Origin of the sequence: Pseudoclavibacter helvolus, from assembly GCF_014191305.1 — a bacterium.
Classification (GTDB): Bacteria; Actinomycetota; Actinomycetes; order Actinomycetales; family Microbacteriaceae; genus Pseudoclavibacter; species Pseudoclavibacter helvolus.
On record NZ_JACHWJ010000002.1, the window covers coordinates 244,666 to 270,417 of the forward strand.

Annotated in this window: 23 protein-coding genes and 2 pseudogenes; 11 read left to right on the top strand and 14 right to left on the bottom strand. The window is 63.8% G+C overall.

The genetic code is table 11. From position 1 onward, the window contains the following. The first annotated feature begins 283 nt into the window (after positions 1-283). On the top strand, positions 284-445 hold the full coding sequence (locus FHX72_RS19910) for a DUF3039 domain-containing protein (protein ID WP_420892897.1): 162 nt from the start codon (positions 284-286) through the stop codon (positions 443-445). On the opposite strand, the gene FHX72_RS19360 is transcribed toward FHX72_RS19910, so the two are convergent. The 7 genes and pseudogenes from FHX72_RS19360 to FHX72_RS18900 all read right to left on the bottom strand — a co-directional run bounded on the left by FHX72_RS19360 (position 432) and on the right by FHX72_RS18900 (position 4,997). After that, the gene (locus FHX72_RS19360) at positions 432-854 is read right to left on the bottom strand and encodes an excisionase family DNA-binding protein (RefSeq protein ID WP_183624268.1); all 423 of its coding nucleotides are present in this window, start codon (positions 852-854) and stop codon (positions 432-434) included. The genes FHX72_RS19910 and FHX72_RS19360 overlap by 14 nt on opposite strands. 136 nt (positions 855-990) lie before the next feature. Continuing rightward, complete coding sequence (locus FHX72_RS08050) at positions 991-1,668, bottom strand: TetR/AcrR family transcriptional regulator (protein ID WP_338110086.1); 678 nt, start codon at positions 1,666-1,668, stop codon at positions 991-993. Next, positions 1,665-2,437, bottom strand: a pseudogene (locus tag FHX72_RS19915) (tyrosine-protein phosphatase). The gene FHX72_RS08050 and the pseudogene FHX72_RS19915 overlap by 4 nt, the downstream one beginning before the upstream one ends. Beyond that, positions 2,434-3,276, bottom strand: a complete 843-nt coding sequence (phnE, locus tag FHX72_RS08060) for a phosphonate ABC transporter, permease protein PhnE (RefSeq protein ID WP_183624270.1) — start codon at positions 3,274-3,276, stop codon at positions 2,434-2,436. The pseudogene FHX72_RS19915 and the gene phnE overlap by 4 nt, the downstream one beginning before the upstream one ends. Beyond that, the gene (locus FHX72_RS08065) at positions 3,257-4,108 is read right to left on the bottom strand and encodes a phosphonate ABC transporter ATP-binding protein (protein WP_183624272.1); all 852 of its coding nucleotides are present in this window, start codon (positions 4,106-4,108) and stop codon (positions 3,257-3,259) included. The genes phnE and FHX72_RS08065 overlap by 20 nt, the downstream gene beginning before the upstream one ends. Further along, a complete protein-coding gene (locus FHX72_RS08070; protein ID WP_244964111.1) occupies positions 4,105-4,728 on the bottom strand; it encodes a phosphate/phosphite/phosphonate ABC transporter substrate-binding protein in 624 nt (207 codons plus the stop codon). The genes FHX72_RS08065 and FHX72_RS08070 overlap by 4 nt, the downstream gene beginning before the upstream one ends. Next, positions 4,725-4,997 carry a substrate-binding domain-containing protein gene (locus FHX72_RS18900; RefSeq protein ID WP_244964112.1) on the bottom strand — a complete coding sequence of 91 codons (273 nt, stop codon included), beginning with the start codon at positions 4,995-4,997 and terminating at the stop codon, positions 4,725-4,727. Before FHX72_RS18900 ends, FHX72_RS08070 begins: the two co-directional genes overlap by 4 nt. A gap of 176 nt (positions 4,998-5,173) precedes the next feature. Between FHX72_RS18900 and FHX72_RS08075 the strand changes: the two genes are divergently transcribed. Both FHX72_RS08075 and FHX72_RS08080 read left to right on the top strand, forming a co-directional pair. Further along, positions 5,174-5,461, top strand: coding sequence for a type II toxin-antitoxin system Phd/YefM family antitoxin (locus tag FHX72_RS08075; protein ID WP_183624274.1), 288 nt, complete (start codon positions 5,174-5,176; stop codon positions 5,459-5,461). Positions 5,462-5,508: 47 nt separating this feature from the next. Then, positions 5,509-5,790 (top strand): hypothetical protein, encoded by a 282-nt coding sequence (locus FHX72_RS08080; RefSeq protein WP_244964113.1) that lies wholly within the window; start codon positions 5,509-5,511, stop codon positions 5,788-5,790. A gap of 33 nt (positions 5,791-5,823) precedes the next feature. Here FHX72_RS08080 and FHX72_RS08085 read toward each other — a convergent pair whose 3' ends face one another. Beyond that, positions 5,824-6,918 carry a type I restriction endonuclease subunit R gene (locus FHX72_RS08085; RefSeq protein WP_183624276.1) on the bottom strand — a complete coding sequence of 365 codons (1,095 nt, stop codon included), beginning with the start codon at positions 6,916-6,918 and terminating at the stop codon, positions 5,824-5,826. Positions 6,919-7,025: 107 nt separating this feature from the next. Between FHX72_RS08085 and FHX72_RS08090 the strand changes: the two genes are divergently transcribed. After that, positions 7,026-8,194 (top strand): IS3 family transposase gene (locus FHX72_RS08090; RefSeq protein WP_183623042.1). Its coding sequence is split into 2 segments (ribosomal slippage): positions 7,026-7,281 and positions 7,281-8,194, totalling 1,170 coding nucleotides; the frame shifts between segments, so codons are not numbered across the junction. Here the strand turns inward: FHX72_RS08090 and FHX72_RS08095 are convergent. The 3 genes from FHX72_RS08095 to FHX72_RS08105 are packed head-to-tail and all read right to left on the bottom strand — an operon-like array spanning position 8,178 to position 13,500. After that, complete coding sequence (locus FHX72_RS08095) at positions 8,178-10,274, bottom strand: type I restriction endonuclease subunit R (RefSeq protein WP_183624278.1); 2,097 nt, start codon at positions 10,272-10,274, stop codon at positions 8,178-8,180. The genes FHX72_RS08090 and FHX72_RS08095 overlap by 17 nt on opposite strands. Further along, positions 10,271-11,458: a restriction endonuclease subunit S domain-containing protein gene (locus tag FHX72_RS08100; protein ID WP_183624280.1), complete on the bottom strand. Its 1,188-nt coding sequence runs from the start codon at positions 11,456-11,458 to the stop codon at positions 10,271-10,273. Before FHX72_RS08100 ends, FHX72_RS08095 begins: the two co-directional genes overlap by 4 nt. 53 nt (positions 11,459-11,511) lie before the next feature. Beyond that, complete coding sequence (locus tag FHX72_RS08105; protein WP_183624281.1) at positions 11,512-13,500, bottom strand: type I restriction-modification system subunit M; 1,989 nt, start codon at positions 13,498-13,500, stop codon at positions 11,512-11,514. Between the two features lie 505 nt (positions 13,501-14,005). Here FHX72_RS08105 and FHX72_RS08110 point away from each other — a divergent pair. The 3 genes from FHX72_RS08110 (at position 14,006) to FHX72_RS08120 (ending at position 17,425) form a co-directional block, all read left to right on the top strand. Next, positions 14,006-15,400, top strand: coding sequence for an AAA family ATPase (locus tag FHX72_RS08110; protein ID WP_183624282.1), 1,395 nt, complete (start codon positions 14,006-14,008; stop codon positions 15,398-15,400). Between the two features lie 74 nt (positions 15,401-15,474). Further along, positions 15,475-16,794: an ISL3 family transposase gene (locus FHX72_RS08115; protein WP_420874862.1), complete on the top strand. Its 1,320-nt coding sequence runs from the start codon at positions 15,475-15,477 to the stop codon at positions 16,792-16,794. A 28-nt stretch (positions 16,795-16,822) separates the two neighbouring features. Then, positions 16,823-17,425, top strand: a complete 603-nt coding sequence (locus FHX72_RS08120; RefSeq protein ID WP_183624283.1) for a TOPRIM nucleotidyl transferase/hydrolase domain-containing protein — start codon at positions 16,823-16,825, stop codon at positions 17,423-17,425. A 129-nt stretch (positions 17,426-17,554) separates the two neighbouring features. Here the strand turns inward: FHX72_RS08120 and FHX72_RS08125 are convergent. Beyond that, positions 17,555-18,947: pseudogene (locus tag FHX72_RS08125) on the bottom strand (IS1380 family transposase). Between the two features lie 401 nt (positions 18,948-19,348). Here FHX72_RS08125 and FHX72_RS08130 point away from each other — a divergent pair. From FHX72_RS08130 to FHX72_RS08145, 4 genes are all read left to right on the top strand, one after another. Next, positions 19,349-20,659 (top strand): ISL3 family transposase, encoded by a 1,311-nt coding sequence (locus FHX72_RS08130; protein WP_183624284.1) that lies wholly within the window; start codon positions 19,349-19,351, stop codon positions 20,657-20,659. 515 nt (positions 20,660-21,174) lie between these two features. Continuing rightward, positions 21,175-21,849 (top strand): DUF433 domain-containing protein, encoded by a 675-nt coding sequence (locus tag FHX72_RS08135; RefSeq protein ID WP_183624285.1) that lies wholly within the window; start codon positions 21,175-21,177, stop codon positions 21,847-21,849. Between the two features lies 1 nt (position 21,850). Then, positions 21,851-22,258, top strand: coding sequence for a PIN-like domain-containing protein (locus FHX72_RS19920; RefSeq protein ID WP_377605791.1), 408 nt, complete (start codon positions 21,851-21,853; stop codon positions 22,256-22,258). Between the two features lie 106 nt (positions 22,259-22,364). Then, positions 22,365-23,780 carry an APC family permease gene (locus tag FHX72_RS08145; RefSeq protein WP_183624288.1) on the top strand — a complete coding sequence of 472 codons (1,416 nt, stop codon included), beginning with the start codon at positions 22,365-22,367 and terminating at the stop codon, positions 23,778-23,780. Between the two features lie 170 nt (positions 23,781-23,950). Here FHX72_RS08145 and FHX72_RS08150 read toward each other — a convergent pair whose 3' ends face one another. After that, positions 23,951-24,979 (bottom strand): GIY-YIG nuclease family protein, encoded by a 1,029-nt coding sequence (locus tag FHX72_RS08150; RefSeq protein ID WP_183624290.1) that lies wholly within the window; start codon positions 24,977-24,979, stop codon positions 23,951-23,953. Next, positions 24,972-25,550: a hypothetical protein gene (locus FHX72_RS08155; RefSeq protein WP_183624292.1), complete on the bottom strand. Its 579-nt coding sequence runs from the start codon at positions 25,548-25,550 to the stop codon at positions 24,972-24,974. The genes FHX72_RS08150 and FHX72_RS08155 overlap by 8 nt, the downstream gene beginning before the upstream one ends. Positions 25,551-25,752: the final 202 nt, after the last annotated feature.

Consider the following 25,752-nt stretch of genomic DNA (forward strand, 5'->3'; position numbering starts at 1 on the left):
TTTCGCCCGCGCACCCGAACGGAGGACAAGCGGGAGAGGCGCTCGAATTTCGGCTGAGCGTGGAAGTTGGCGATCCCGCAGATTCGGTTGGCGAGGCGAACTGGTCGTTTGGTGTCGTGTCCCTCACCGTCGCATACTCGCCGAGGACCCGCCTCATGCGGGAGCAGCTGATCTCGTGCGGCAGTGTTTACCTGCAACCGGATTCGCGGTATCGGGAGCAAGTGCATCTCCCGAGTGGAATTGTTTGCACTGGGTCGACTCCCTGCATCACACGGAAGGCTTCGTGCTCGGCCGCGCTATCCGCTCGCTGTGCGGTGCCTGGTTTGTACCGTCAGAGGGAGAGAATGCCGATCTGCCGGTCTGCCGTCTGTGTGAGAGTGTCAAGCCGCTCGCTCAAGCTTTTCTCGACCGAGTTCGTCTGATGCACGGCACTACAGGTCGTTGAGCTCCCGCAATTCCTCGTCGGTGAACGGTTCGACGGCCGAGTTCTGCGCCGCTGCGATGACTTCCGCGACGTATTTCGATGCGCTGTCGCGTCGGGCGACGAAGTCCTCGTAGTCCGCGAACGCGATCCGGAGATGTGTTCCGACGTGGTGTGCTTTCAACGCACCAGTGCGCACCATCTTCATGATGTGTGGCCGACTGACACCGAGAAGCGCGGCAACCTCGTTCGGGCTGAGCTCTTTGTCTTGTTCGACAAGTGTGATGCCCGCGCCTCGATCGAGAGCGGCGAGCATTCTGGTGACGACAGCGCGCACAGGGCTCTCGGGTGGAAGCGACTCGACGGCGGCGGTCAGCTGGTCGACATCGTTTTGTTCGATGGCGGCGCCTTGCAGGATCGTGGAAGTGTTCACGGCAGTACCCCTAACTGCAATAACTGTAACGCATCGCGTGGTGGGCGTGAAGCTTCGATCAGCTTCTGTGCAGTTACGCGCTGGAGTCGGCGGTCGATGTCCGCCGGGCGCCCGCCCTACGCGACCGTTGAGCGCCTTATTCTTCCATCCCGCGCCACGCGACCTCGAGGCCGGCCCGGCAGCGGGCGCGCGCGGCTGGGTCGTCAAAGCGGTCGCCGCGAACGACGAGTTGGTAGTAGAAGATGCCGGCGATGAGGTCGAAGCACGCCTCGACGTCGAGGTCAGCGCGCAGTGACCCCTCGGCGGCACCGGCGCGGAGGGCGTCTTCGATGGGGCGGCGACGCACGGAGACGTGTGACTCCCAGTACGCCTGCTGCAGTTCCCGGTCGCTCATGACGAGGCGGATGCGCTGCCGGAACCGCTGGTCCGGGTAGCTCGTCTCGTCTAGTTCGGCGGATGCCCCCATCAGGAACTCGAAGATGCTCGCCCGCAGGTAGCCCGGCTTGGCGAGGGGTGGGGGCACCGTGCGCCCGACGTCGAGGGCGTCCGCGATGAGGGTCGTCATCGACGGCCACCGTCGGTAGAGGGCAGCCCGGCTCACGCCGCTGCGCTCGACGACCCTCGACACGGTCACGGCCTCGCCGGCGTCGATGATCGCGAGCGTCGCTGCGAGGATCTGCCCGTCGAGTTCCTCGGTGCGGGGTCGACCGGGGCCGCGCCGCGTCTCCGACTCCTCGCTCACTGCCGCGGGCGCCGCGGCGCCCGCATCCAGTTCAAGGGATGCGGGCGCGGCGGCAGTCGCGGCGAATGTCACGCGAGCGCCTTCGCCCGAAGCTGCGCGACGGTCGCGTCGGTGAGCCCGGCCGCGCGCAGCGGCGCGAGGGGGTCGCCGTGGCGCTCGCGGAGGCGGGCGAGGAGGATGCGCATCGACACGTCCATGGGTTCGGCCCCGTCGAGGAGGGACCCGTTGAGCTTCGACACCTCTTCGAGGTCCTTGCCGAACTTCGCGAGCAGCACGCTCATCGTCGGCCCGATGCGGGTGAGGATCGCGCCCATGTTCGCGTCGGTCTTGGCGTAGTCGCGCACGACGTCGTCGTCGTTTGCGCCGAGTGCGAGGAGCAGCATTGCGGCGAGCACACCAGTGCGGTCGCGGCCGGCCGCGCAGTGGAAGGCGGTCGCGCCGGGGGAACGGCGATGATGCCGAGCGCCGTCGCGAGCTGCGGCGCGGCCGTCTCGACCATGAGCGCATACATTTCGCCCATGCCGGCGTGCGCGCTCCCGTGCTCGTCGGCGGCGGGGATGCCTCCGCCGACGCTGCCCATCAGGGGCAGATGGTGGTAGGTGACGGCGTGCGTGGCGAGCGGGCCGCGGCCCGTGAGGGCGACCTCGTCGGCGGTGCGCAGGTCGATGACCGAGGCGAGCCCGCCAGTGCTCAGCTCGCGTGCATCCTCTTCGGTGATGACGGACAGGTCGTCGGCGCGGATCGCGAGGCCGTCGCGGAGGGTGCCGCCGGCGATGGGGGTACCGCCGAGGTCGCGCAGGTTGACGGGCGCGGAGAGGGTGATGTCGAGCGTGGTGGTCATGTGAGTCGCTTTCGGATGAGGGCGCTGCCCTGGTCGATCAGCGTGACGAGCACGATGATGCAGATGATGATGGCGCTGAGATGTCCGTAGTCGTACATCTTCATCGCCGTGGTGAGCTCGAGGCCGATGCCGCCGGCCCCGACGAGGCCCAGGATGGTGGCGCCGCGCACGTTGCCCTCGAAGAGCAGCAGCGTGTACGACACGAGGAGCGGCGCGGCTTGGGGGAGCACGCCGTACTGGATGAGCTGGCGGCGGGACGCGCCGACGGCCTGCATGGCCGACATGGGGCCGCGGTCGACGGATTCCATGGCCTCGGCGTAGACCTTGCCGATGGAGCCGATCGAGCCGAGCGTCATGGCGAGGATTCCCGCGAACGGCCCGAGGCCGACGGCCGAGACGAACATGAGCGCGAAGACGAGGTCGGGCACGGAGCGGATGATGTTCATGACCCAGCGGGCCGGGTAGTACATCCACTTCGGGGCGATGTTCGACGATGCGGCGAACGCCATGAACAGCGACAGCACGGCCCCGAGGACGGTGCCGACGATGGCCATCTGCAGGGTTTCGATGAGGAGCGAGAAGATGGTGCCGAACTTCGAGAAGTCGGGCGGGAACAGGCGCGAGAGGAACTCGCCCATGTTGATGGCCCCGTCGCCGAGCTTCGCGAAGTTGAACTCGGCGCCCGCGATCGACCACAGCAGCACGATGACGGCGACTGGGATGCCCAGCATGAAGCGCGCTCGCGGGATCGAGAAGGCGCGTTCGAGGCGGTCGCGCTCGGCGGTCGTGAGGGTGGGGGCCGTGGATGCGCGGGGCGGCTTAGGCGCGGTGGTGGTCATCGTGGGCCTCCTCGTCGTCGTAGAGCACGGAGAGCTTGTCGGCGTCGAGCGCACCGCTTGGCGCCGAGACGAGCATCTCGTCGTGGCGGAGGCCGATGATGCGGTCGGTGTGGCGGAGTGCGAGGGGCAGCACGTGGAGGCTGACGAGCACGGGGATGCCGTCGCGGGTGGCGATGTCGCGCAGAAGTTCGAGCACGGAGTCGGCGAGCTTCGGGTCGAGGGATGCGACGGGTTCGTCGGCGAGGATCACTCGCGGCTGCTGCATGAGGGCGCGGGCGATGGCGACGCGCTGCTGCTGGCCGCCGCTCAGCGAGCGGGCGGGGTCCTTCGCCTTGTGCGCGACGCCGACGCGGTCGAGCAGCTCCATCGCCCGTCTGTGGTGTTCGCTGCTGAAGCCGCCGACGAGGTTGATGGGGCCCGCGCTGTGGAGGGCGCCGGTGAGCACGTTGGTGAGCACGCTGAGGCGGGGGATGAGGTTGAACTGCTGAAACACCTGACCGACGCCGGCGCGCAAATGCCGGAGCTCGCCCCGCCGGAGGTTGGTGACATCGTGGCCGGCGACGCGTGCCGTCCCGCCCGTGATGGGTGCGAAGCCGGTCAGGCTGCGCATGAGCGTCGACTTGCCGGAGCCGGACGCGCCGAGAAGGGCGACCATCTCGCCGGGGTGCAGGTCGAGGTCGACGCCGTCGAGCACGGTCGTCTCGTCGTAGGCGACCCGGAGGCCGCGCACGGTGACGCGGGGGAGGCGGGTGAGTGCATCCATGTCGCTGGTCGTGGTGGTTGCTGGTGCGGGCGCGGTGTTCGCGCTGGGTGCTGGGGCGAGGTTCGTCATTCGAGGTCCTCGAGCTTCACGCCAGCGATGCCGGCAATCTCCACGAAGCCATCGAAGACGGAGGGCTCGGGGTCGACGGAGACGGGGAGTCCGATGAAGCCGGAGCCGAGGGCGCCGAGGGCCTCGGCGTTCTCCTCGACGAAGACCGCCTGGATGGCGTCTTGGATGACGGTGCGCTTCTCGTCGCTGAGTTCAGGGCTGCCGAGGACGCTGCCCATGACGGGCATAGGCGCGCTCTCGCCGACGCCGCGCCACTCGCCGTCTGCGAAGGGGAAGATGGGTTCGCCGAGCTCGGTGAGCATGATGGAGGTGCAGGCGGCGTCCACCTGGCCTTGTTCGAGGGCAGCGAAGGAGCCCTCGTGGCCGCCGGCGAAGATCGCCTCGTAGTCGGTGCCCTGCTCGAGGCCCGCCTCCTGGAGCATGTGGACGGGCATGAAGTAGCCGGAGCTGGAGGCCTGGTCGGCGAAGGCGACGGTCTTGCCCTCGAGGTCGGTGAGTTCCTGCACGGGGGAGTCGTTCAAGACGACGCAGGTGGAGACGGGGTCTTCGCTGCCCTCCCAGGCGAGCAGCGCATCCACTTTGCCCGTGTTGACGGCGAGGGCGGACGGGAAGCCGCTCATGATGCCCATGTCGACGTGGTCGGCGCGGATGGCCCGACGACGCTGAGGTAGTCGGGCACGTCGGTGACCTCGACGGTGTAGCCGGTCTCGGCTTCGAGGAGCTCGACGAGTGCGTCGATGGGGTTGGCCTGGGTGGGGTCTTCGCCGAGGGGGATGGTGGCGATCGTGATGGTGGTGTCGTCGGCGGTGGCTTCGGCCGTCTGGCAGCCGGTGAGGGCGAGGGCGCTGACGCCCATGATGCCGAAGGCGAGGAGCGGTGAACGGCGCAAGTTCGGGGTCCTTCCGAGGGATGCTCCCGGGATTTCGAGGTATGCAAACTCGCGAAGGTGACCGGCAATTACGAGACCGCTGGACTGGAAATTGGCGCGCAGGTGAACAGTTGGGGTGGGGCGGCGGTGCCCAGTTCTAGTACGTAAAGACGTACGTGTTCTGGTACTATTGCGGCATGGCAACCACACGCATCCTGTCCAGCTCGGAAGCCCGCAAGGACCTCCCGGCCATCGGCAAGCAGATCGAGGCGGAAGGTCTCGATTTCAAGCCGGTCTTGTTCGGGACGCATCGCAAACCGGTCGGGGCGATCATTCCCGTCGAGCTGCTCGATCGTATGGAGAGTCTGCTCGAGGATGCCTTTATCGCGCGTACCGTAGCGCCCCGGCTTGCTGCCGGCGAGGGTGACGCCAGCATGGCGGAGATCGCTGCTGGTCTGGGTCTCGACCCGGCGCGCTTCGAGTGACGAGGTTCGCGAAGCCGCCTCGGGGGTTCCAAGCAGACCTCGATGCATTGCCCGACGATGCGACCCGCGTGAAAGCCCTGGAGATGGCAGTGCTCGTGCGAGACGGCAAGGTCCGCGGCCATTCGCTGGATGATCGAGTCGCGACCGGTGATCTCTCGGACTGCTTCAAGCTCTATTTCGACACGGTCGGCGGTATCAAGCCTCGCTTTCGGCTCGTCTATCGAGAGTGCCGGGATCGTGTGCAGCTTGTTGCCGTGCAGCCGGTCGCGGTCGGATTTCGTGAGGGTCTCGACGCCTACACGCGGGCGGCCAAGAACCTCGGCCGCTGAACTCGTGGCGAGGCTCCGACACGCGCCTCGGGGCTAGGCGTCGCGACTGGCGCGTTCGCGGAGCTTCTCGTACATATCCATCGCCAGCAGCATCTCTTTCACGCGGTCCCAGTCTTGTGACTGCAGCAGGTGCTGGAACGCGCGATTCTGCTGGGCACCTGACGCGTAGGCCGCGTCTTCCAGCTCGACGTTGATGCTCGGTGAGAACTCGAAATCGACGCGGGTGTTGGCGTTGGCCTGCGACCGCAGCTCATCGCTTTCGAGCACCTGGCCCATGAGCGTGTTCGCAGCCTCGACGGCCTGAACCTCGTCGATGTCAGCGCCAGCAAACAGGTCGTTGATCTTGTCGATCACCTCCGAAAGCAGCCCGTACTTCGTTTCTCGCGGCGAGGCCGAGCCAGCTGCCTTCAATCCGCTCAGCTCGCCTGCCTCCCCATCGACGAGCCGCAGCCGAGCCTGCTCCTGCTTCTTGAGCTGGAAGTGCTTCAGCACGATCTCGTCGGTGTCGATCGCCGACGCGAGGGTGTCTTTGCGCTTGATAGGCGTCCGGTACACGCGGAGGAAGATCGCCCATTTCTCGATGTCGGTGTCGTCGTAGTTGACGATCTGCGACAGGAAGTCGTATGACTTCACGAACTGGTTGACGGTGCCCCGGAACTCTTCGAGGCGAGCTAGCTCGACGGCATCCTCGTCGGCAACCGCCGCATCCCACCGATCCCAGAACACGTCCCGGGACACCTTGATGTAGGAGTAGAGCGCGTTGTGTCGCTTGCCTTCGAGCCACTCGTGCACGACCCCGTCGATGTCGTGCTGGTCGATGATGCGCATCGCCCGCAGCTTCGACAGCATCTCGTGGATGACGTTCGGGTCCGACTCCTCCGTCAGCTTCGCGTCCTCGTAGTAGACCTGGAACGCGGCGAGAATCTCGTTCGGGTCGTTCACGAAGTCGAGAACGTACGTGTTCTCCTTCCCCGGGAACGTTCGGTTGAGGCGAGACAGCGTCTGCACGGCCGTGATTCCCGACAGCTTCTTGTCGACATACATGCCGACGAGCATCGGCTGATCGAATCCGGTCTGGAACTTGTTCGCGACGATCATCACCTGGAACTCGTCACCCGCGAACGCCATCTCCAACGACCTGCCCTTGAGGCCAGGGTTCAGTTGGGCTGCCGCTATGTTCTCGGACAGTAGCTCCCCGGTAAATTGGGTAGGGAAGTCGCCGGGAGGGGCAATTCATGTCTCGTAGAAGATTTACGCAGGAATTTAAGGACGAGCTCTGTCAGGAGGTGATCGCGTCGTCGAAACCGATCAAGGACGTTGCAGCGTCGTATGGTGTGGGCGCGGAGACTCTCCGGAATTGGCTCGCGAAGTATCGGGCGGACAACCCGGTCACGGAACTCCCTGTGAGTGGATCGGAGCGAGAGCGACTCCGTGAGCTCGAGAAGGAAGTCCTGGAGCTACGGGCGGAGACCGCGTTCCTGAAAAAAGCTACGGCTTACTTCGCGCGGGAGCAGCGGTAGTGAGCAAGTATGAATACATTGACTCCCTGACCATTGACGCGAGTGTTAATCATTCCGTCACGAAAATGTGCGCTTGGCTTGGTGTTTCGAAATCTGGTTTCTATTCCTGGAGGGACCCGACGCCAACTCGCACGCAGGAGCGACGAGACGCACTTGTCGAGAAGATCACAATGTTCTTCGAAGCGTCGGACGGGACGTATGGGTATCGGCGAATTCACGCTGACCTTGCCGAGGCTGGCACGCACTGTTCCCCGGAGCTCGTTCGCCGCCTGATGGCTGAGCACAAGCTTGTGGCCTGCCAGCCTCGACCGTTCCGAGTCACGACAACCACGGATGGCGAGGAGCATGCCCTCCCGGATCTCGTCGAGCGCGACTTCACGGCCACCCGACCGGGTCGGAAATTCGTCGGCGATATCACCTACATTCACACCTGGCAGGGTTTCGTGTATCTCGCGACCGTCATCGATTGCTATTCAAAGAAAGTCGTTGGGTGGGCCATTGAGGACCACATGCGGACCGAGTTGATCGAGCAGGCGCTCAGAAATGCCGCCGAGAGCACACCGATTGAGGAGGGCGCTGTGTTCCATTCCGATCGCGGAAGTGTCTACACGTCCAGCGATTTTCGGAAGTCGGTGAAAGATCTCGGAATGCGTTCCTCGATGGGGCGAACTGGTGTATGTTGGGATAACGCGATGGCCGAATCATTCTTCGCTGCCTTGAAAAATGAGCGAGTGTATCGGACGACGTATCCGAGCAAGAAGCATGCTCGGAAGGATATCGTTCGCTATATCGAGGGGTTCTATAACAGTCGGCGTCGCCATTCGGGGTTAGGGTATCAAACGCCGAATCAGGTCCATCACGGGCCACTCACGTTGGCAGCATAAAAGTCATCGCATTCAGGCTGGGGACAGTCCGAAAACATCGCGGCAGACCAAGTGTCGTCTCCGTGTACTCGCTGGCCCCGCTTTCCGGGTCGGTGACCGTGCCCGAGAACGCTACGAGCGCGCCGAGGTTGCCGCCGTATCCGCGCTCCTTCAAGTATTTGTCGATGGCGAGCTTGTACCGCACCGCCTCCTTGCGCGACCCCGTTACGACCATCGCCTTCGCGCGCCCGCCGAGCTCGGGCTGCACGTTCGCGCGGAAGTGCTCCACGATGATGGCAACCTTCTGGCTGATGTTCGTCGGATGCAGCCGCACCCACCGCATCAGCTCCTTGCCGGCCTGCTGCGTGTCGACCTCAACCTCGGTGCCGCTTGAGTCGGTGTGCGCGATCTTGAACGCCAGGTCGTAGGGCAGGTAGTTCTTGAGCACGTCGAGGATGAAGCCCTCCTCGATGGCTTGCTTCATCGAGTACAGGTCGAACGCCTGCTTCGTGCCGCTCTCGTCCGGGCGCCCGAACAGTTCGATCGTCTTGCCCTTCGGGGTCGCTGTGAACGCGAAGAACGAGATCGATCCGGTGCCCACGCGACGCTGCATCACGTCGGCGAGCACGTCCTCGGCGTCGACGGATGCTTCGCTTGCGTCGGCATCTGCAGTGGCGGCGCCCGTGGTGTTTTCCTTAGCCACATCGAGGAGGTCGCGAGCGGATGCGCCCTTCGCGCCCGCGGTCAGCACCTGCTTGAGTTTGTCGGCTGCGTTGCCCGACTGTGAGGAATGCGCCTCATCGGCGATAACGGCATACTTCCGCCCGGCGAGGCCGACGCTTTTCTCGATGGTGTCGAGTGCCCACGGGAAAGTCTGAAGGGTGACGCCGATGATCTGCTTCCCAGCGAGGAGCGCGGCGGTGAGTCGAGCTGACTTCGCGGCGTCGCCGCCACGAGTGATCGCCTCGAACACGCCGCCGGTGGTCTCGAGCTGTTCGACGGCGCGCTGGAGCTGCCCGTCCAGCACCTGCCGGTCGGAGACGACGATGACCCCATCGAACACCTTCTCGCCGTCGGCGTCGTGGAGCTGCGCCATGCGGTGCGCGGTCCACGCGATGGAGTCGGTCTTCCCGGAGCCCGCCGAGTGCTGGATCAGGTAGTTGCTGCCAGGCCCCTCTTCACGCACCGCGGCTTCGAGCTTCGTGACGGCGCGCCACTGGTGGTAGCGGGGGAACCGCACCTGCTTGCTGACGGTCTTCTTGCCCGTGACGCTGTCGGTCTTCTCCTCGAACCGATAGTGCATGAACCGGCCGACGAGGTCGAGCCAGGTCTCGCGTTGCAGGATCTCCTGCCAAAAGTACGCGCTCGGGCTCGTGCCCGGGATGGGCGGGTTGCCGGCGCCGTTGTTCTTGCCGCGGTTGAAGGGGAGGAAGTAGGTGCTGGCGCCGGAAAGGCGCGTGGTCATGTGCGCTTCCTCGTTGGTGACGACGAAGTGCACAAGCGCCCCGCGCCCGAAGGTCAGAAGGGGTTCGCCGTCGGGGCGTCGGTCTCTCGCGTACTGCTTCAGGCCTGCTTGCAGGTTCTGGGTGAGGTCGGTCTTGAGCTCGATCGTCGACACGGGCAGACCGTTGACGAACAGCACCAGGTCGATGCGGTTGCCGTTCTTCGTCGAGTACCGCACCTGACGCATCACGCGGAGGCGGTTGGATGCGAACCGCTCGTTTACCTGCGCGTTCAGCTCGGTCGGTGGCTTGGCTTGGAAGAACGACAGCTTCGCCGACCCACCGCCCGCGGTGACGCCGAGCGGGTCACGCAGCAGGCCGAGGGTACCGCCACCGTTTTGGGGGTCCGTTGTGAGGTGTTTGGTGATGCGGTCGAGGATCTGCCGCTCCGCCTGCGCCTGCACTTCAGTGGATGCGCTCGGCTTGATCAGCTTGTCGAGCTGCGGTTGCTGCGTCTCCCGCAACCACGCGAAGAGATCCTCGGGGAAGATGGCCCGTTCGCGGTCGTAGCCGGCATCGTTGGGGGAGTAGAGCCAGCCGTTTGCTTCGAGGTGCTCGCAGATCTCGACCTCGAACGCGTCCTCTTTGTGGATGCTCATGCGTTGACCTTGCCGTGTTCCCGCACGTCGATCTTTCCCGTCACCGCGGCCGAGATGAGCGCGGCACGACGCTCCTTCGACAGGGCGATGGCTTGGCGGGCTTCGGCAATCGTCGCGTCGAGCTGCGCAGTAGTCGCGCGGCTACGTGCGAGCAAGAGACTCTGCATTTCCAAGTCCGGCACCGGCACCAGGATCTCGCGGACAACGGTCGTATTCAGGCGCTGGCGGGTGGAACCGCGTGAAGCGGTACGCATTCGGCTTCCCACACCAGGTGAGGAAAGCGCCCAGGCAAGGTAGGGGCCGGTCGTGAGCTCGTTTGGGCGAACTCTGAAGCAGTCAGCTTTGACTATGGCCGGTCCGATTTCGGGTACGACGGCGGCTCGCCCGAGCGGCATACGGTCGTCGCCCAGCCCTGCAACTATCACGTCCCCCGTGACTGCTTGGTGTGCGCTCAGCTCCGCGCCGTAGTCGGACGGGATGTAAGCCTCGTCCTCGCGCTTGAACTCGTTGATACCAACGTTTCCAAGACGAATGACTCGGGTCCCTGAGTCCGAGTAGTGCTTAGACGACAGCGATGATCCGAAAGGCCCATCTACGATCGACTTGATCACGCGCCGAAGTGGCAGGAGCGGGGGAACTGCCTCGTCAATGAGCTTCTGCCACGCTGCTGCGCGGCGCTCGATGAGAAGCTCGATGAGCTTCTCCTGGTCCGCGATGAACGCGTCGATCTCCGCCGTCTCCCGGTCGAGGTAGTCAGCTACTGCGGATTGGGTCTCCACTTGAGGTGCGGGAATGGAAAACGCCGCAACCTTCTCAGCAGTGAAATGTGGGAGCGTCGCCAGATTGCACGCCACTGCAATCTCGCCGTGTACGAGCGCGCTCTGAAGGGCGTAGTTGATAAACCGCCCATCCGACAGGTGGGCGTCCGGTCGGACCCGTACAATGGAGTTCTGGAAGCCCCAACCGGTGAGATCCTCTTCAAGGTATGTGCTGCGGCCGAACCCGGCTCCGCCCTCGACGATCGCGACATCGCCAGCGCGAAGCTCGAGGGACCGCAACTCGGCGGGAGAGAACCACATGGTCTGCTCGGGGAGGTCCAGTCTGCGACCGTTCGGCTGAATGTGCGCTGCCCGAAGATAGGGGGCACTGATGTCTGTTGGGTCGTTAGGCGCTGGCTGGACCATTTTGCCAAGTGCAACTCTGCCGAGTCGCTTGATCGGTTCTGGCGCAAAACTCCTCACGCCTTCACAGCCTCGAGGCGCGCGCGGATGCGCCCGAGGACCTCGTCGAGGTCGCGGTCGATCTCCTCGAGTGAGCGTGGCGGGACGTACTGGTAGAAGTGGCGGGTGAAGGGGATCTCGCACCCTTCCTTCGTCTTGGACTCGTCGATCCACGCGTTGGGTGCGAACGGCTTCACCTCGCGGTCGAAGTACTCGTGGATGTCCTCGTTCCACGGCACGTTCTCCGTGTCACGCAGCGACGAGTCTGCGATCGGCTTGCCCTTCGGGTCGAGGTTGAACTCGCCCCGCTCGTCCTCCTCGCTGAGTGTGTCAGCAAGAGCGGTCAGCGCGGCCGCCGGGAGCGCGACCGACGCCGTCTTCAGCCGCTTGTTGAGTTCGGCGGCGAAGGGCTTGCGGGCGAGCCAGACGCGAGGTGCCGCGCACGACTCGGGGTCGGTCTCAGCCGCGAGGTTCTCGAGGACGCGACGCAGTGCATCCGCTGCCTGCTCGTCGAGTTTCTGCACCTGCTTGAGCTGCATCGCGGCCTCGAGGTTGTCGGGGGTGACCGAGTAGGCGCGCTGGAGCGGGCGCTCGACGGTGATGGTGCGGTAGTAGAACGCTTCGCGGTCGAAGATCTTGGAGCGGTCGTTGTCTTCGAAGGCGGCGTAGAGGCGGGCGATCTCGTCGATGTTCTCTTGGCCGAGTTCGTTGCGCTTCGACCCGAGCCCCTTGCGCATCTTGCGGAACAGCTTGCTGCCGTCGACGAGCTGCACCTTGCCGCGGCGGTCCGGGTGCTTGTTGGTGGAGAGCACCCACACGTAGGTGGCGATGCCGGTGTTGTAGAACATGTCGGTCGGCAGCGCGATGATGGCGTCGAGGAGGTCGCGGTCGAGGATCGACTTGCGGATGTTGCTCTCGCCAGAGCCGGCTCCGCCGGTGAAGAGGGGGCTGCCATTGAGGACGATAGCGGCGCGCCCGCCTCCGTCTTCCGCTCGCCGCATCTTGGAGACGAGGTGCTGGAGGAACAGCATGGAGCCGTCAGAGACGCGGGGGAGCCCGGGGCCGAAGCGTCCCGCGTATCCGCGTTGCGTGTGCTCTTCGGCGACAGTTTTCTGCTGCTTCTTCCAGTCGACGCCGAAGGGTGGATTGGACAGGCCGTAGTTGAAGGTCTTGCCGAGGTGACCGTCGTTGGTGAGGGTGTCGCCGAAGAAGATGGCGTCGACGCTCTGCCCCTTCACCGTCATGTCGGCTTTGCAGATGGCGTACGACTGCGGGTTGATCTCCTGGCCGGCGAGGGTGAGCGTCGCGGTGGGGTTCATCTCGCGGATGTGGTCTTCGGCGACGGAGAGCATGCCGCCGGTGCCGGCCGTTGGGTCGTAAATGGAGCGGACCGTGTGCGGGGTGCTGAGGGTGTCGCTGTCGGGGTCAAGAAGCACGTCGACCATGAGCTCGATGACGTCGCGCGGGGTGAAGTGCTCACCGGCTGTCTCGTTGGAAGCTTCCGCGAACTTGCGGATGAGCTCCTCGAAGATGTGCCCCATCTCTTCGTTGGGAACTGCCCTGGGGGAGAGGTCGACGCCCGCGAAGCGTTGGGTGACATGGAAGAGGAGGTCGGCTTCGTCGAGTTCGGCGATGCGGTCGCTGATCTTGTACTTATCGAAAATGTCTTTAACACCGTCGGAGAAACCGTTGACGTAGTCGAGAAGGTTCGCGGCGAGGTTCTCGGAGTCACCGAGGGCGGTAGCGAGGTCGAAGCGCGAGGCGTTCCAGAACGAGTACGTGTGGCCGGCTTGATTCTTCAGGTACGCGGGGCGTACGGGGATGCCGGAGCGGTTCGCGATCTCGACTTCGCGGACCACGGCCTTCTTAGTCGGCGCGAGGACCGCGTCAAGGCGGCGGAGCACAGTGAACGGCAGGATGATGTCGCCGTACTGGTGTGCCTTGAAGCTACCCCGCAGCAGGTCTGCGATCTGCCAGATGAAGTTGGCGTGGTTGTTACTGCTCATAGGCGGGGTGGGGCTCCTTCGCGCGGCGGTGCGGGTGTTGCTATGTCAAATGTAGGCGAGATCGGTAGTCGGTGAACCCAGTCGACGAACTCGATGCCGAGCGAGACGCGGTGGTAGCGTCACCGTCTAGCGGCCGCTGTGCGCTCAACATAACCGGCTTGTGGTCCGGTCCAAAGGTCATTAGTCTGAACGCGAGAGATCAAGAAGGCATCAATTGAAGCTGTTATAACTGGTCCCTTACGCAGTGGTAGTAGCGGCGCCAAGCCTTTTTTTCTGCGGAAGATCTGTTTCGCGTCAGTCGCTATGCCTACTGAATCCAGGGGAAAGTAGGTGCCAACTTCAGTTGAACTAAATGCAACCAAGTGGGGCGTGGACGGGTTCCTCACCCCAAAAGAAGTTCTCCAGAAACTCCTCATCACAGAGTCAGTTGCTTCCACGACTTGACACCGACCTCGTCTCTGAAAAACTTACGTGCGATCAGTGGAGCAGACCAAAGGCGGTATGTGTGCGTATTAAGTCAGTCGGCATTGAGAATTTTCGATGCCTCAACGAAGTCGACATCGATTTTGACCAGATCACGACCTTTATTGGCCCCAACGGGGCCGGAAAAAGCTCAGTGCTTCGCGCGTTGGATTGGTTCTTCAACGGTGGAGTCATCGACGAGAAGGATGTCTGGTCGGGAAGCGACCTACAGCGAGTACGAGTGCGAGTCACCTTTGACACATTGACCAGCACAGATCGCGCGGCCCTTGGCGATAAGTATGCTCCAGTGAACGCCGATACATTCACCGCTTGGCGCACGTGGACCAATGGTCAAGACAAAATGACTGGGAACGCCTTAGTGTTCCCGCCTTTCGAGACAGTTCGAAACGCGTCTGGGGCTGGCCCGAAGAAGGATGCTTTAACCGAACTACTCGCGAATTACCCTGATCACGAACTACCCAAGTGGTCTTCCATGTCCAAGGTCGAGTCCGCCATGGATGAATGGGAACGCGCCAACTCTGAACACCTTGAAGAGTCCGAATCAGGCGGAAGCCATCTATTCGGATTCAACGGGCAGAACGTCCTGTCTGGAGTCTTCGATTTCGTGTTGGTAACTGCTGATCTTCGCGCCAACGAAGAGAGTCAAGATTCTCGGGGAACAATCATTGGTCGCATCCTTGAGAAGACAGTTGATCGTGCCAAGGCTGATGCCGCGTATTCCCGGCTCGCGGAGGACGTGGCGAGTCGTAGAGAAGCAATATCAAAAGAACATCTCGTTTCTCAGCTTGATCAGCTTGGCTCTGACCTAAGCCGTGAAATCGAGGCGTTCACCGCCGGTCGCAAAATCCAGTTGTCGGCTCAAGAGCCCGAGCTCAAGCCCCAGATGTCGAAGATACGGGTGACTGTAATGGACCAGATGACAGAAACCGATGTTGACCGGCAAGGGCATGGTTTTCAGCGTGCCCTACTAATCTCCAGCCTGAAAATGCTTGCCAGCAAGAGCGCAGGCGAGGATTCCGAGAGTGTCATTTGCCTAGCAATTGAAGAGCCTGAACTCTTCCAGCACCCCACGCAAGCTCGAGCATTCTCCAGCGTGCTCAGGACGCTCGCGAGCGACCTCGCCAATGGCCTGCAGGTCGCCTATGCAACACACTCACCCTATTTTGTAGACGCTCGGTACTTCGATGAGATTCGGCGAGTTCGGCGAAGTGCGGATGCCCCTGATCAGCACGCTCAGGTCACAGTCTCGCACGCAAAATTGGATGCAGTTGCTTCCAGGTTGACGGGTTATGTCGACCCGAAGGTAGTCACCGCCAGGTGGGACATGGTGTGCAACCAGCACCTATCCGAAGCCCTCTTTGCGGACGCCGTAATGCGGCTCTTCGGACTTTCGGTGGGGGTAGGGCTCGCCGGGTGAGGTTCGACGGGTAGGGGTCGAGGTCCCGGAGGATCAGAAGCGCTAACCACCTGATCCATCACGAGGACCTCGACGTGCTTCACCCTACTTCGGTGTGCGCTGACGCGCGCTCTGCCACTGACCCGTGTTCCCGCTGTGACCTCCTGCTCGGCCTCGAGGGCGTCCATGTCGAGCACGTGGACCGCCGCAACGGACTACTGATCGTGACGGTCTCGAGTCCTGCGGCGCCTGCCGGTTGCCCGTCGTGCGGGACCGTCGCGACCGGCCGTGGACGTCGCCGCCGGCTGCTTCATGACGTGCCCGGCATGACACGGGTGCGAATCGTGTGGCGGCAGCGAGTCTGGCGGTGTGACGAGTCGGGCTGTGCACGGCAGACGTTCGTGGAACAGCTGCCGTCTCTTGTCGCCCCGCGTGGGGTACTCACCCGACGCGCGGTCGTCTGGGCAGTCGGTCAGCTGCGTCGCGAACACGCCACGATCGAAGGACTGCGTCGCCAGCTGGGCACGTCGTGGAAGACGGTGTGGCGGGCCGTCGAGCCGGAGCTTGTGAAGCTCGCGGCCGATGAGTCCCGGTTCGAGAACGTGACAACGCTGGGCGTTGACGAGCACATCTGGCATCACGTCGACCCGCGCAAGCGCGGTCCGAAGGAGCTGACCGGGATGGTCGACCTCACCCGCGACAGCACCGGGAAGACGCGGGCCCGGCTGCTGGACCTCGTGCCGGGCAGGTCGGGGAAGGCCTACGCGACCTGGCTCAGCGCACGTGGCGACGCATTCCGCAAGCAGGTGAAGGTCGCGGCGCTGGATCCGTTCGCCGGTTACAAGACCGCGATCGACGACAAACTGCAAGATGCCACCGCCGTGCTGGACGCGTTCCATGTCGTCAAGCTCGGCACTCAAGCGGTCGACGAGGTCCGCCGCCGGGTCCAGCAAGACACCCTCGGCCATCGCGGACGGACCGGCGACCCGCTCTACGGGATCCAGACCATCCTCCGCGCCGGGGCGGAGAACCTGACCGAGAAGCAGCAGGCCCGCCTCATCGCGGCGATCGAGGCGAACCCGGCCCACGACGAGGTGTTCGTCGCATGGCAGTGCGCCCAACAACTCCGCGCTGCTTACCACCAGAGAGACCTGACCACGGGACGCCGGATCGCCGAGAAGGTCATCGAGTCGTTCCACACCTGCCCGATCCCCGAGATCGCACGCCTCGGCCGCACCCTGCGACGCTGGCGCTCAGCGTTCCTCGCCTACTTCACCACCAGCCGGGCAAACAACGGCGGCACCGAGGCGATCAACGGGATCATCGAGCTGCATCGTCGCCTCGCTCGCGGCTTCCGAAACCGAGAGAACTACCGGCTCCGCATGCTCCTCGCCGCCGGCGGACTCACCCCATGACCCCCACCGAATGTCCGAAGAGCCCGTAATGCTCGTCGAAGGTGATGACGATAAGGCCGTGTTCGAAGGCGTTGCTGCGCGGTCCAAGGATCTTTCTACAGATGGCATTGCAGTCGCTGCAGCACAAGGCAAGGGCCACCTGTATATCCCCCATGCAATCTTGAGCGAACTAAAAATTCCGACGATGGTGGTCTTCGATAACGATTCAGGCTGCGAGGCCCGGATGACTGAGAAGAAAAAGCATGAGAAGAATCCTGAGAAGATTAAAGAGAACGAGAGGGCTGTCAAAAATGCCGGTTACAATCATGTCAAAGACAACAAAGCTCTCCAGCGGTACTTTAATCTAGATGAGCTTGACTACCCAATTGGCGCTTTGTCGACTGAACTCCACGCTGTTGATGACACGCTTGAGACAGTCATCAACATTGACTGGCCCAGTTGGAATGACACCCTTCAGGAACTGGTTGACAGCGGCCAGGGTGTGGGAAATAAGAACGCGGCAACATATGCTCTTGCTTCGACAAACTGCGCTGACGAACCCAGTGGCCAAATCGCATTGGCAGTCGAGAGCATCAGAAACTTGGTACGCGCCACTAACCTCGATCTTTCATCGGGGGCCCGCGGGGTGTGATTCGAGCGTCGTTGCTGTTGTCGGGTGTTGATTCTGTCGTATGGGTACGACATTGGGGCGCGTGACGCTGCGTGCGGGGTTCCAAGCCGGTGGGTGTCCTCGGTTGTGGTGTGCGGTAGCAGTCCAGTGTCATCCGGGTGCTCGTGCGTGAGCGCGGAGCGTGCTGATCGCGGCCAACGTGGTCGTAGCCCAGGCGGCTCGGTCCGAGAGGTGCAGGGTGATGCGCCGCCCGGTCTTCGCGAGACTCGCGGGGAGAGAGAAGAGCCGGTAGCGGAGCCGTTTCGGCTCCCAACGCCGCGCCTGCTCGCCTGGGTGGCCGAGCATTCCCATCCAGGCGGTGATATCGGTCGCGAGGGCCACGAGCAGACACCAGATGCGGTTTTGCTCGAACCCGTGCAGGGGTAGATTCCGCAGGCCCGTATCTTTCGCGATGCGGATACGGTCCTCGCAGCGCGCCCGCTTGCGGTGCCGGAGCTCGAGATCGGGGAGCTGCCCTCGTGTCGTGTTCGTGACGAACGCTGTCAATCGGTAGCCGTCAACGTCCTCGAAGCGGAGCTGCGCGCCCGGATGCGGGCGTTCCCGGCGGACGATGACGCGCATACCCGCAGGCCACTTCTGCAGGTTCATGAGCCCGGTGAACTCGGCAACGTCCGTGCCGTCTCGGATGTCGCCGTCGGCGTCGTAAGCGGGCGTCCAGATCTTTTCGGGGATCTGTTTGTAGAGCTCTGGCGTCTCGAACGGGAGCGTGAACCCAACCGAGTAGGAGAGTCTGCGTCCGGTGAGCCAGGCGAGGAACTCGTGCGTGCCGCCGCCCCCGTCGGCGCGGATCAGAACTCTCTTCCCGGGCCGGGGCGAGCTGCCTGGGAGCTGCGCGAGTGCCTGCTGGACGACGTCGATGTGATCGGCCGCGGTGTTCGACCCCGCGTTCCCTGGGCGGAGTTTGATCGCGAGCGTCTCCCCGGTGCCGGCGGACCCGTGGTCCGCGAACGCGCAGAGCGGGTGGAAACCGAACCCCTTCTTGAACGTGGGTTTCGCGGATTCCTTCTCGGAGTGCGCGGTGATCAACGTCGCGTCCAAATCGATGACCAGCGGGTGCCTCGCGCTCGCTGCATGGTCGGGGGGCGTGCTCGCCGGCCAACGACCATGCCCGGGCGCGAGCAGCTTGGCGCGCCGTGTTGATCGCTGTGATCGCCCGGACGGGGTCGGCGGCGAGCGCGGTGATCAGGCGGGACACGGTCGGATCCGACGCGACAAGCCCGAACACGCCCGGCTCGCCCCGCAACGCGTCGATATCGGCGAGCGCGTCACCACCCAGAGCGAGCGCGATCGCGAGATCCGCGACAATTTTGCCCGGATCATGTGTCGCGAACGGTTTCCGCCACGACGACAACGCGTCCGACAACGCCAGGTCGAGGCCTGTCGCGCGCACCGTTTCCGTGAGCAGGACACCGCCCGCTTGCCCGACCGCGGCGACTCGCGCGGTGTCGACGCGAACTCGTGGGTACGCTCCGGTATTCTTCACCTTGAAGGTGCTCCTTTTGTGGACAATGAAGCTCTTAGACAAGCTCAATTATCCCAGATCAGGGGCACCTTTCTTACGCCACCACGCACCTCAACGACGAGAACCGTGAAACCCCGAGGCTAACCTCGATCTTTCACCGGGGTCTCGTGTGGCGTGAGTTGAGCGTCGTTGCTCGTCTTGGGGAGTCATTTTGCCTTATGGGTACGAAATTGGGGCGCGCGACGCTGCGTGCGGGTTTCCAGGCCGGCGGGGTCTCTCGGGTCGTGGTAGTTGCGGGTGCCCGGCGTTAACCGGCTCATCGCGTTTGAGAGTGTAGGAGTGGGGTAGCGCGTCTTTGCGTTGGTAGAGGTCGAGGTCTCCCAGGATGGAAGTTCCTACACACCCATCCGAGAGACCTCGACATGCGTAACGCTACCCTCCAGTCGCCGAACCTCACGACCTTCTGCCGTCTTGACGACCTCGGGCTGGAGGTGACCGGGCAGCTCGTGACGCACGAGCGAACGGTCCTCGTGTGCCGGGTCGTTGAGGCCGATGACTGGTGTCACCGCTGCGGCAGCCAGGGGAGGCTGAGAGACTCGGTGACGCGCAGGCTCGCGCACGAACCTTCCGGATGGCGACCTACTGTGCTCCTGCTCCAGGTGCGCCGCTACCGGTGCGAGCACTGCAAGCACGTTTGGCGGCAAGACACGACCGCCGCGGCCGCACCTCGCGCGAAGCTCTCCCGAGCCGCGCTGCGATGGAGTCTGGTCTCGCTCGTGTGTCAGCATCTCTCGGTCGCGCGAGTCGCTGAAGCGCTTGATGTGTCTTGGGACGCCGCGAACCGCGCCGTCCTGGCCGAAGGGCATCGCTTGCTCATCGACGATGAGCGCCGTTTCGAGCACGTCACCACGATCGGGGTCGATGAGCATGTCTGGAGACACACGCGACACGGAGACAAGTACGTGACCGTGATCATCGACCTCACCCCGATCCGCGCCAAGACAGGCCCATCCCGCCTTCTGGACATGGTCGAGGGCAGATCGAAGGCCGTGTTCCGGGACTGGCTCGAAGCCCGCCCCGACGCATGGCGCACCGGTGTCGAGATCGTCGCGATGGACGGGTTCACGGGCTTCAAGTGCGCCGCGGTCGAACAGCTCCCAGACGCGGTCGAGGTCCTCGATCCGTTCCATGTCGTGAAGCTGGCCGGTGACGCCCTCGATACCTGCCGGCAGCGAGTCCAGCAAGCAACGACCGGACACCGCGGCCGCACGAGCGACCCGCTCTACGGCGTCAGGCGAGCGTTGCGCACCGGGACGACGCTCCTCACTGAGCGTCAGATCGGGCGTCTCGAGAGCGTGTTCGCGAACCCCGAGCATGCCGAGGTCGAGGCTGTCTGGACGATCTATCAACGCGTGATCACTGCCTATCGAGAACCCCGGAAGCAGCTCGGGAAGACCGCGCTGCGCGCCGTGATCAATGCGCTCGCCGAGGCTACCGCGAAGACGGTCCCGGAGCTGGCAACGCTCGGCACCACGTTCAAGCGCCGGGCCGCCGACATCCTCGCGTTCTTCGATCGTCCCGGGAGCAGCAACGGCCCGACCGAGGCCATTAACGGGCGCCTCGAGCACCTCCGCGGTATCGCGCTCGGCTTCCGGAACCTGACCCACTACATCGCAAGATCACTCCTCGAGACCGGAGGATTCAGGCCCTATCTACACTCTCAAACGCAATGAGCCAGAAAAGCCCGTGGCGCGCGGTGATTCTTCGCGCGTAGCGCCTCAGTATCGCGATCTGTTCCAAGCGGTTCGCGTCACTGGCCCTGGACAAGCGACGGAGATAACGCTTCCTGATGGGGAGAATGGGATCTGGTTCGCGGGTAACGGCAAGGGTGATCTGCCTGCCATCGTGGCTCACATGGGACGCAAGGGTTGCGAACTTAACTCGTCGAAGGCTGGCGCGTTCAAGAGGCGGCTGGAAGCCCACAACGCGAGCGGCGCCGCACTGGCGACAGCGTTGGTCAGCGAGCTGCGCGACTTGTCCACGCGCAAGAGTGCTTGCTCGTGTGGAGTTCCGCTCGTTTTCAGCTAGAGCAAGACCTCGCGCTATGCAGGGCCGAGGCGACCGCGGCAGGGTGATCCGGAGCGACGGGGCTCGGGTTGTCGGAACGAAAGCCTCGCCGGCATCAGGGATCTGTAGCTCCGAGGCTCGCTTCCGATCGCCTCCTGAGGCTGTCGAGTACTCTGTTTGCATGCAAACGCGTCTTGCTGATCCCGCCTACACCCTGCCGCTCTATGGCAAAAGCGAAGCGGCACAGATCGTTCAGGCGCCGTCCTCGTCGTTTGCTCGCTGGGCCAACGGGCAACAGTTCGATCAGCGCGACGGTCAAGCGGGTTGGACGCCCCCACTCCTCACGGGAGTGACCGAGGGGCGAGGCCTCACCGTTCCCTTTGATGCCCTTGCCGAGGCGTTCATTGTCGAGTCGTTTCGCAAAGCAGGACTGCACATGACGCGCATCCGCCCCGCGGTGGAGGTGCTCCGCAAGGAGATGGGCTTACGGCAGGCGCTGCTCAGCGACAAGCTCCGGACTGACGGGGCCGAAATTCTCTACGAAAAGGGAGAAAACCAGCTCATCGTTGTTCGGAACGGGCAGGGTGTCTTCAATGAAGTTGTCGCGGAGTTCCTGGAGAGCATCGACTACGGTGACGGCTTCGCGCAGCGCATCCGCCTCCCGTTCTTCGAGCCCATCGACGTGATGGTCGACCCACGTCTGAACGGGGGGCAGCCTACGATCGCCAGAATCGGGGTCAGCATTCATGACGTTGTTGGCCGCGTCAAGGCTGGTGAGTCCAAACGCGATGTTGCCGAGGACTACGGGCTGACAGCTCCTGAGATCCGCTCGTTGATCACGCGAGCAGCCGCCTGACATGTCGGGGCCTCGGTTTCTCCTGGATCGCTCTCTCGGGCAGCGAACGGTGCGATCAAGGCTCGAGGGTGCCGGTTGGTCGGTGACAACGCTCGCCGCCAAATTCGGTGACGCTGAGGCTCAACGAATGCAGGACGAGACGTGGATCGCGGCCGGCACCGCGGCGGGGTTCATTCTCCTCACGAAAGATCACCGGGTAGCCACGAGACCGCTTGAAGCGCACGCCATCTACACTCACGACGCACGCGTCGTCTCGTTGGCAAGCGGCAGCCGAACCAGGGAACAGATGGCGGATCTCTTCTTGCTGCACGAGCGACGCATCCATGGGCTCGCCGACGCTCGCGGGCCGTTTGTCTACTCTCTGTCTCCCAGTGCGATGAAGCGGAAAACGCTGAATCTGCTGTACTAAGGGCCGCCCAGGAGGCGCGCTGGCCAGCCCGTTGCCCACTACAGTTCTCAGGTACCCGCGCGAGCCCCGCCCCCTTCTTCGGCTCGCCCGAGAAGAGGACACCCCTTTGACGCAGACACTCACCCGCAAGCTCGGCGTGCCCGGAATCGTGTTCATGGTGATCGCGGCCGCCGCGCCCATCACCGTGGTCGCAGCGAACTTCCCGATCATCTTCGGTGTCTCCGGCTCCGTCGGCGCACCCCTCATGGTGCTCGTCGCCACCGCGATCCTGTTGCTCTTCTCCGTCGGATACGCGTGGATGACCCCGCACGTGCCAGACGCTGGCGCCTTCTACTCGTACGTCGACCGCGGGCTCGGGCGACGCCTGGGGCTGGGCACCGCATCCATCGCCCTGCTCTCCTACGTGCTGCTCACCGTGTCGATGACCTGCTACCTCGGCGTTCAGGCCGGCAACCTCTTCGAGCTGTGGACCGGGATGCAGGTGCCCTGGTGGATCATCTCGGGCCTCATGATCGCGATCGTCGGGTTCCTCGGCTACCGCAACATCGATCTCTCCGCGAAGGTGCTCGGCGTCGTGCTGGTGCTCGAGGTCGTCGCGGTCATCGTCATCGACGTGGGCGTGCTCGCCTCCGGGCGTGAGCTCACGACGCTGCCGTTCAGCGTCAGCGAAGCCGTCTCAGGCACGCCCGGACTCGGGTTGCTCTTCGCGTTCCTGGGCTTCTTCGGCTTCGAAGCGACCGCCGTGTTCCGCAACGAAGCCCGCGACCCCGAGCGCACGGTTCCGCGCGCCACCTACATCGCGGTCATCGCCGTCGGTGCCCTCTACTTCGTCTCCTCGTGGCTCGTCATCGCGGGCCTCGGTGCCGATGACGCGGTCGCCCTCTCGAACGAAGACCCAGCCGGCGTCGTCGTCGGCCTCGCCGGCGACGTGGTCGCGCCGATCATGGCCGACATCGTGCAGGTGCTCGTCGTGACGAGCATGTTCGCGTGCATGCTCGCGTTCCACAACATCGTCACCCGCTACCTCTTCACGCTGGGGGAGCGGGACGTGCTCCCGCGCACCCTCGCCGCCGTGCACCCGAAGCACTCGGCGCCGTCGCGCGCATCCCTGTGGGTGACGATCATTACCGCGGTCGTGGTTGTCGTCTCCGCGCTCGCGCAGCTCGACCCGGTGCTGCAGATCTACACCTGGTACTCCGGAGCGGGCGCCGTGGGTGTCATCGTCATGATGACACTCGCGAGCTTCGCCGTCGTCGCCTTCCGCGCACGCCTGAAGCGGGATGCGGCCGACGGGACAGCCTCGTCCTGGGTCACGGTCGCGTCGTTGGCGGGTGGCATCGGGCTTGTCCTCGTGCTGGTCATCGCGATCTGGAACTTCCCGTTCCTCGTCGGCGGGGTCGTCGCCGCGATCATCTGGGGTGTTGTGCTGGCCGCTTTCTTCGTAGTCGGGATGCTGCTGCCTGCCCGCGTTGGCGTAGACGCAGCACCGGCTTCCGAGCCTCAGACTGCCCCTCGCGCGTAACCGAAGCATTGCGCTTCCCCGCGCACTGCCTGACCGGAGGAGCCGCCGAGGCGCTGTGAACCCCGGCGGCTCTGGCCGCACAGAACGGGTACTCGGTCCCGGACGATGCACTTCACCCGCAGAGATTCGCTGCGCGGCAAGTGATCAGGCCGGCCGTCAGGCCCGAACGTTCACTGGAGGTGGCGCCACCCCGCCGCGTGATTGAGGAGCACCTGCGTCTCAGCGTCAGAGTCGTCGTCTCGGTTCTCCACCAGCACCGTGTTCAGTAGCTCGTGCTTGAGCAGCTGCTCTCCGAGAGGGATGCCCCAACGTTTCCCTTCCGGGTAGAACTCCCACTGCCCGTCGTAGTCGATGCGCCATGCATATCGAACGACAGTCTGACCGCTTGGCGTCGGGATACCCAGGAGCAGATCCCGCGGACGGTCTCCGGCCCCTTGCATCCACGAAACGACCCTCCAACCTGCGATCGGCCAGTAGCGGCGAGCTCTGACACTCGCCTCTGCGCCTTCCCAGGGCTCGTCAGGGTCCCAACCCCGCCGCTCGCGTTCGACTTCAACAGACTCGAGCACCTTGATCCGGTCGGCGAGAGCACCGAAGCCGGCCGAGAGCAGGGACGCATCGGCCAGTCGATTCTCGAACAGGGCGAGCGGCTCGCGCGTCCCCTTCACGAGAAGCACCGGATGGCTGAAAGGCTGGACGCTGACATTGCGTCGCCGCGGGCTTATCTCGACAGGTATGTGAGGGAACGAGGCACTTATCGGTTCTTGGCCTCTGTCGTCCTCGCCCTGCTGGACTTCCTGGATCAGCGTGCCAGGGATGCGGGTCACCTGCTGTCCATGCCCGGGCGTCGCGTTCGACAGTGAGCGGCCCTGTGTACGAAGTAAGGCCTCAACGAGCGTCATCGCGAGTTGCTCCACGTTGTAGGCGTCCTTCTCCGTCTCGATACCCTCCGCGAAGATCAGCGCAGGAATCGATTCACCGCGTTCCAAGATGCGGCGGATCGTCGCCTGCTTCGAACCGAGTCGCTCGGAGATGATGAGTGCTTCCTGGACGTCCCTGGAATGCTGCTTCCAGCGTCGTCCTTTTCCCTTGCCCACATAGAACACGGCAAAGAGCTCATCTGCGGTTTCGCGAGCGACCTTCGGATCGATGAGGCCGTAGACGTAGAACGCGTCGTCAACCGCGGAAGGTTCAGACATGTGCCGAATTCGTCACGGCCGGAGCTGCGTCTGCGTTCCCGTTGAGCTCGCGGAGGACGCTGCCACTTCGCTCCCAGCGCACGCCGCTGGCATCGGTGAACGCAATGGAGTGCACGCGCCATTCTGGACGCTTCGTGATCGGGTGGATAGTGCCCTTGATGTAGCTTCTCGGCTTCGCGAGAGACCAGGGGAACTTCTTGTTGCGGAGCATGACAAGATCCCCCGGCGGAACGATGCTCAACGTCGCGTCCTTGTTCATGCCTGCAAACGAGCTGCTTCGAACAACAACATCGTGGACAGGAGCGTTCGACGAGTTCTGGATGCGCACGCCGTCTGACTCTTCGATGGGCGCACCGCGGAACTGCTCGAGCTCGTGGTCGGGGCAGGAAACCGTCCACGCGGAGATGAGCGTTGCTTGCTGCTGTCTGATGCGATTCGCGTTGTCGTGATCGCGAGCACGTTCGATCGTGAACAATGCCGCAGAAGTTCTGCCAGCCCAAACTGCAGCGACGAGAGCAGAGACTGCAGCGAACGCGGCTACCCATTCGGCGATGCTTCCCCAGAATTCCATCTGTCCCCCCAGGCGTCTGCACGATTCGATGTTGAATCGATGAGGTGAACGTAGCGACTTTTGTAGGCCAACGTGACTCAGCCTGGGCGCATTCGCGTATTGATCGCCCGTTTGGGCTACTTTGCTGCTTCGGTACGCACGATCGTTGCGGACTCGGACTCTGGTTCGACCCGCCCACCGCTTTGTCGGTGGCACATTGCAC

Coding starts and splice junctions, on each gene's coding strand:
- phnE (WP_183624270.1), bottom strand. CDS start 3,276: ATGACCACCACCGCGCCTAAGCCGCCCCGCGCATCCACGGCCCCCACC.
- FHX72_RS08065 (WP_183624272.1), bottom strand. CDS start 4,108: ATGACGAACCTCGCCCCAGCACCCAGCGCGAACACCGCGCCCGCACCA.
- FHX72_RS08070 (WP_244964111.1), bottom strand. CDS start 4,728: ATGAGCGGCTTCCCGTCCGCCCTCGCCGTCAACACGGGCAAAGTGGAT.
- FHX72_RS08075 (WP_183624274.1), top strand. CDS start 5,174: ATGGCAACCACACGCATCCTGTCCAGCTCGGAAGCCCGCAAGGACCTC.
- FHX72_RS08085 (WP_183624276.1), bottom strand. CDS start 6,918: ATGGCGTTCGCGGGTGACGAGTTCCAGGTGATGATCGTCGCGAACAAG.
- FHX72_RS08095 (WP_183624278.1), bottom strand. CDS start 10,274: ATGAGCATCCACAAAGAGGACGCGTTCGAGGTCGAGATCTGCGAGCAC.
- FHX72_RS08100 (WP_183624280.1), bottom strand. CDS start 11,458: ATGGTCCAGCCAGCGCCTAACGACCCAACAGACATCAGTGCCCCCTAT.
- FHX72_RS08105 (WP_183624281.1), bottom strand. CDS start 13,500: ATGAGCAGTAACAACCACGCCAACTTCATCTGGCAGATCGCAGACCTG.
- FHX72_RS08120 (WP_183624283.1), top strand. CDS start 16,823: ATGCTCGTCGAAGGTGATGACGATAAGGCCGTGTTCGAAGGCGTTGCT.
- FHX72_RS08130 (WP_183624284.1), top strand. CDS start 19,349: ATGCGTAACGCTACCCTCCAGTCGCCGAACCTCACGACCTTCTGCCGT.
- FHX72_RS08135 (WP_183624285.1), top strand. CDS start 21,175: ATGCAAACGCGTCTTGCTGATCCCGCCTACACCCTGCCGCTCTATGGC.
- FHX72_RS19920 (WP_377605791.1), top strand. CDS start 21,851: ATGTCGGGGCCTCGGTTTCTCCTGGATCGCTCTCTCGGGCAGCGAACG.
- FHX72_RS08150 (WP_183624290.1), bottom strand. CDS start 24,979: ATGTCTGAACCTTCCGCGGTTGACGACGCGTTCTACGTCTACGGCCTC.
- FHX72_RS08155 (WP_183624292.1), bottom strand. CDS start 25,550: ATGGAATTCTGGGGAAGCATCGCCGAATGGGTAGCCGCGTTCGCTGCA.